Annotated in this window: 3 protein-coding genes; all 3 read right to left on the bottom strand. The window is 75.0% G+C overall.

Annotated elements, in window-relative coordinates; genetic code table 11:
• Window positions 1-862, bottom strand: an 862-nt coding sequence (locus ABZV94_RS40215) for an AMP-binding protein (RefSeq protein WP_356349828.1), incomplete at its 3' end; no start/stop codon positions are given.
• A 459-nt stretch (window positions 863-1,321) separates the two neighbouring features.
• Complete coding sequence (locus tag ABZV94_RS40210; protein WP_356349825.1) at window positions 1,322-2,674, bottom strand: serine hydrolase domain-containing protein; 1,353 nt, start codon at window positions 2,672-2,674, stop codon at window positions 1,322-1,324.
• Between the two features lie 100 nt (window positions 2,675-2,774).
• The gene (locus ABZV94_RS40205; RefSeq protein ID WP_356349824.1) at window positions 2,775-3,983 is read right to left on the bottom strand and encodes a cytochrome P450; all 1,209 of its coding nucleotides are present in this window, start codon (window positions 3,981-3,983) and stop codon (window positions 2,775-2,777) included.
• Window positions 3,984-4,943: the final 960 nt, after the last annotated feature.

The raw sequence follows: 4,943 nt of genomic DNA, 5'->3' as shown, positions 1-4,943 counted from the left end.
CGGCGCCCACGATCAGCGTGCGCAGCCCGCGGGCGGTGCCCCGCGCGGGGTCCGGCAGGGTGGCGAGGGCGGCGGGCGGGATGAGGGCGTGGGTGACGCGGTGCTCGTCCAGGACCGCGGCGAGTTCGTCGCCGAGCCAGGGGCCGTGCGGCGGTACGACGAGGGTGGCGCCGGTCAGGACGGAGGCGCACAGCTCCAGCACGGAGGCGTCGAAGCTCGGCGAGGAGAACTGCAGCACGCGGTCGCCGGGGCCCACCGCGTACCGTTCGGCGGCGGCGGCGGTGAAGCCGCCGATGCCGCGGTGGGTGACGGTCACGCCCTTGGGGGTGCCGGTGGAGCCGGAGGTGTAGATGACGTAGGCGGCGTGGTCGGCGTCGGCACGCGCCGTTGCGTCCGCCTCGTGTCCTGGGCTGTCGCCGAGGTCCAGCACCTCGCGGACCCGGCGCGGATCGTCGAGGGTGACGGCGGGCGCGGCGTCGGCGAGCATCAGCGCGCGGCGCTCGGCGGGATAGGCCGGGTCCACGGGCAGGAAGGCGGCACCGGCCCGGGCGACGGCCAGCTCGGCCGCGATCAGCTCCATGGAGCGGGGCAGGACCAGGGCGACAATCCGGTCGGGCCCGGCTCCCCGCCGGGCCAGATGTCCGGCCAACCGGTCGGCGCGGGCGGCCAGTTCGCGGTAGCTCCAGGTCCGCCGGCCGTCGGTGAGGGCCGGTGCGTCGGGGGTGCGGGCCACCCACGCGGAGAACAGCTCGCCGAGCGTCGGATGCACCGGAGCCGCCGCGCTCTCCGGCGCGCCGGCGGCGGGGCCGGCCTGTGGCGGCAGGGAGGACGCCGGTGCGGGCTTGTCGTGCGGGTCCGTCATGGGTGAAGTCCTTTGGAGAGCGGGACGATGCGGCGCGCTGGCACACGGGGGGTGCGCGAGGTGGTGCGGTTGCGGGGATGCGGGGAGGCCGTTCGGGAGCCCTCCCCGTGGGCGGCGAGCGGAGGGCGCGACCGGGGACGGCACCTGGCGGGTCGCCGCCTGTTCCGGGCGGCCGGCCCCCTCACGGCGCCGAGGCAACCCGCGCCGATGGCGGAGCGACTCGGCCGGTGACCGCGGGCCCCCGGCCAGGAGTGACCGCGCCCCGGCACCACCGTCGCCGGAAACGGCGCGAGCGCCGGTGGCTACGGCAGCGGTGCCGGCCGGAGCCGGGACCGTTCCGGAACGGGACTCGGCACCGCGGCCCAGGGCCCGGGCGGGCCGGTACCGGCGCGGTGCGCGAAGGCCTCGCACCACCGCCGGGAACCGGGCACCACCCTGCGGAGCCCGGCCGGCCGATGGTCAGTCGGGCTCGGTACGGCGGGCGGTGCGGCCGGAGATCTGCACCCGGTCGAGCCTTCCGGTGGCCGGATCGCGGTGGAAGCGGCCCCCGGGTTCCCGGCGCCCGGTGCCCGGGTCGAGCAGATCGCAGGAGAGGTCGGCGTAGCAGACCAGCGGCAGGGGCAGGTCGCCGTCCACCGAGAGGGCCGGCGAGCCGTCCGGTCCGGGCGCGATGCGATAGGTCGTGGTGCCGTTGCGGTAGGTGCCCACGCACTCGGGCAGGGCGACGGGGCGCCCCCGGTCCGCGGTCGGCACGCCGGCGGGCACCCGTGTGCCGGTCAGCCGGCCCAGTTCCCCGGCGAGGTCGTGCCAGAGCGCGGTGGCGCCACCGGCGTTGCCCGTGAAGGCGACCACCACCCCGCTCTCCGGGTCGGCCCGCAGATGGCAGGACGTGCCCTGGGCGTTGCCGTCGTGCCCGCACCACACGCGGGCGTCCCGCTCGTACAGGGCGAGTCCGGCGCCCCAGCCGTCGGCCAGCGTGCCGGGCCGGGCGGCGGTCTCGGGGCGCCGCATCTCCTTGGCGACGGCGGGTGGCAGCAGGTCCGAGCGGCCGGTCAGCGCGTTGCCGAACGCGGCGAGGTCCCGGGCGCTCGCGAGCAGCGCCCCGGCCGGCGCCTCCAGCGGCGCCAGGTTCTGCCGGGCCGGACGGGTCTGGCCGGTCGCGGAGTTGACGGCGTGTCCGGCGGCCACGGGACGACGGGGCGCGGGGTCACCGATGAACGCGGGTGCGATGCCGAGGGGTTCCAGCAGCAGCGCCCGGACCGCCTCGTGCCACGACATGCCGGTGACCGTCTCCACCAGCCGTCCGGCGGCGACGTAGCCGGCGTTGGAGTAGGAGAAGTCGGTCCCCGGCGGGAACAGCGCGTCGCGGGGGGTGCACACGGCGGCGAGATAGCGGGGGGCGGTGGTCGTGGCGGCGGTGTCCGAGTCCGGTCCGGTGGGCAACCCGGCGGTGTGGCTGAGCAGCTGACCGATCGTCACCTCGGGGACGGCTGTCAGTTCCGGGAGGTGTGCGGCGGCGGGTTCGTCCAGGTCCAGGTCGCCGTCGTCGGCCAGGAGCATGACGAGCGCGGCGGTGAAGGGCTTGGTGAGCGAGCCCAGCGGGACCGCCGTGTCCTCGGTGAACGGACTGCCGGTCGTGGCGTCGGCCGTACCGGTGTGCACGGCGATGACGTCCGTGCCGGTGTCCAGGACCAGTTGGGCGCCGGGCACCCGGTGGGTCCGGGCGAGGGTGTCGAGACGGTCCTGTATCTCCCGGCGTAACGGGGACGGCGTCCGGGAGGCGGCCGGAGCGATGGGGATGGTGTACGGCATGAGAAGGGGACTCCCGTTGGATGGGTCTCATGTGCGGGTGTTCCGGTCCGGCCCACTCTGAGCGGTGTGGGGGCCGGCCGGTGCGCTGCGCGCGCTCGGGCTACGGTCTGCGGACCTCGACGGGCAGCTGTCGTACGCCGATGATCACGGCCGGATTCTGGTAGGTGACGTCCTCGTAGGAGGGGATCACCAGCCTGCGGAATCGTTCATGCAGCATCCGCAGGGCGATCCGCGCCTCCAGCCGGGCCAGGGGCGCGCCGAAACAGAAGTGAATGCCGTGCCCGAAGGTCAGATGCGGGTTGGGGTGCCGGGTCACGTCGAAGACGTCGGACGCCGCGAAGCGGGCGGGGTCCCGGTTGGCGGCACCCAGATGTGCCATGAGCAGGGTGTCGGCCGGAATCTCACGGCCGCCGAGGACCACGGGCCGGGTGACCCGGCGGCCCAGCTCCGGGAACGGGGGGAGCCAGCGCAGCACCTCCTCGACGGCGGCCGGGATCCGCGCGGGGTCGGCCCGCAGCGCGGCGTCCGTGCCGGGGTGCCGGTCGAAGGTGACGACGGCGTTGCCCAGCAGCGCGGTGGTGGTGATGTGCCCGGCGACCAGCAGCAGGGCGACGAATCCGACCATCTCCTGGTCGGCGAGGCGGACGCCGTCCACCTCCGCGGCGATGAGTCTGCTCGTGAGGTCGTCACCGGGGTCGGCGCGGCGGGCGCGGATGTGGTCGAGCATGTAGCCGTTCATCTCGCGCACCGTGGGCGCGATGGCCTCCAGTGCCCGTTCCAGGTCGGCCATGTCGGGCGCCTCGCCGAGCTGGTCGCCGCCGAACAGGACGCTCGCCCACTCCTGGAAGAGCCGGTGTTCCTCCGCGGGGATGCCCAGCAGTTCGGCGATGACGATGATCGGCAGCGGATAGGCCAGTGCGTCGACCAGGTCGAACCGGTCGCGGTCGGCGACGGCGTCCAGCAGCCGGGCGCAGACGGCCTCGATGCGGGGGCCGAGCCCCTGGACCACCCGGGGGGTGAAGGCCTGGCTCACCAGGGTGCGCAGTTTGCGGTGCTCCGGCGGGTCCATGCCGACGAAGTTGCCCTGCCGGAAGGTCTCGAAGTCGGACTGGGTGGGCGCGAGGGCGGACATGTCCGAGGAGTACGTCGCCGGGTCGGCGAGCACGGTGGCGACGGTCTCGTGGTCCAGCACCTGCCAGACGCCCTGTTTCTCGTCGTACCGCACCGGCCCGGACTCGCGTAAGTCACGCCAGCGGTCGGGTAACTCCTCCAGGAGGAGCCGTTCGTCCGTCGGTTGCTTGCTGATCACCTTGTCTCCTTGCTGGCGCGTGCGGGCATGGAGGAGTCATGCGGGCGGGGAGGGCCGTGGGCCGGCACCGGCCGGGCGGGCGGCCGGGCGGGTTCCGGGCACGGCTGCGCCCCCGCTGCCGGGACATCCGGACGGGAAGAGCGTGTGACCCCCGTGTCCTCCTCGGACGCGGCGGCGTCGGCCGCCGCTCGGACTGGCGTCCGGGTGGGCCGGAGACCTTCCGCACCTGCGCCGGGGGCCCGGCCCGTGCGGTGGGATCTCAGCCCGTGCGATCAGGCCCCGGCACAGGCGAGGCGGTCTCCACGGGTGCCGAGCGGCCCGCGCCCCCGCGGCGCGGCCTCACCCCGTGCGGTGCGGGACGTGGCCGCCGAGCGGCCTGCCGCGGCCCTGGAGCGAGCCCTGTCGCGCGGCGCGCAACCCCACATGACCATCCCCCTCGGCGATATCCCGCGCACTGCTCACGCGGGACCCTCGCGGCTCGTGCGGTGTGAGAATACGCAGTCGTAGAGCGTACCGCCCCACGATTGGCATGATGCGTACCCCGAGACACCTTCGTTTCGATGGAACTCGGCCACAGTCTTCACGGCGAGTCACGCACAAGCAACCCCCTGAAGTTGAACGGAGAGTACTCTGGCGGTGCTTTTGCGTCACTGTCCGGCCACTCGCCCGGGCTGCGCGCGCACGAGCCCCCCGGCCGGAGCGTCGCCCCCGCGTGTGCCCCGGCGTCTGCGCCGCAAACCGACCACGCGGGAAAAATCCCGCCGCCCGTCGGCCGGCGACGGTTCGCCGCCCCTTCCGTCCACCGTCCGGCGACCGCGTCGGCGCGCCGGTCCGCGGTGTGGCCGGACTGCGCCTGATCTGGGGTGATGATTCGGCCAGCGAGCGTTCCCGGCGCGCCGGCCGGCGTCGCGACGACACGCGCGGCGCACCGCTCGGGCCCCTCGCCGCCACGCCGGACCG

Source organism: Streptomyces sp. NPDC004658 (genome assembly GCF_040609555.1).
GTDB lineage: Bacteria > Actinomycetota > Actinomycetes > Streptomycetales > Streptomycetaceae > Streptomyces.
This window is presented reverse-complemented; position numbering and strand designations above follow the sequence as displayed.

Excerpts from the sequence above, each read along its gene's own strand:
- ABZV94_RS40210 (WP_356349825.1), bottom strand. The coding sequence starts at position 2,674 with ATGCCGTACACCATCCCCATCGCTCCGGCCGCCTCCCGGACGCCGTCC.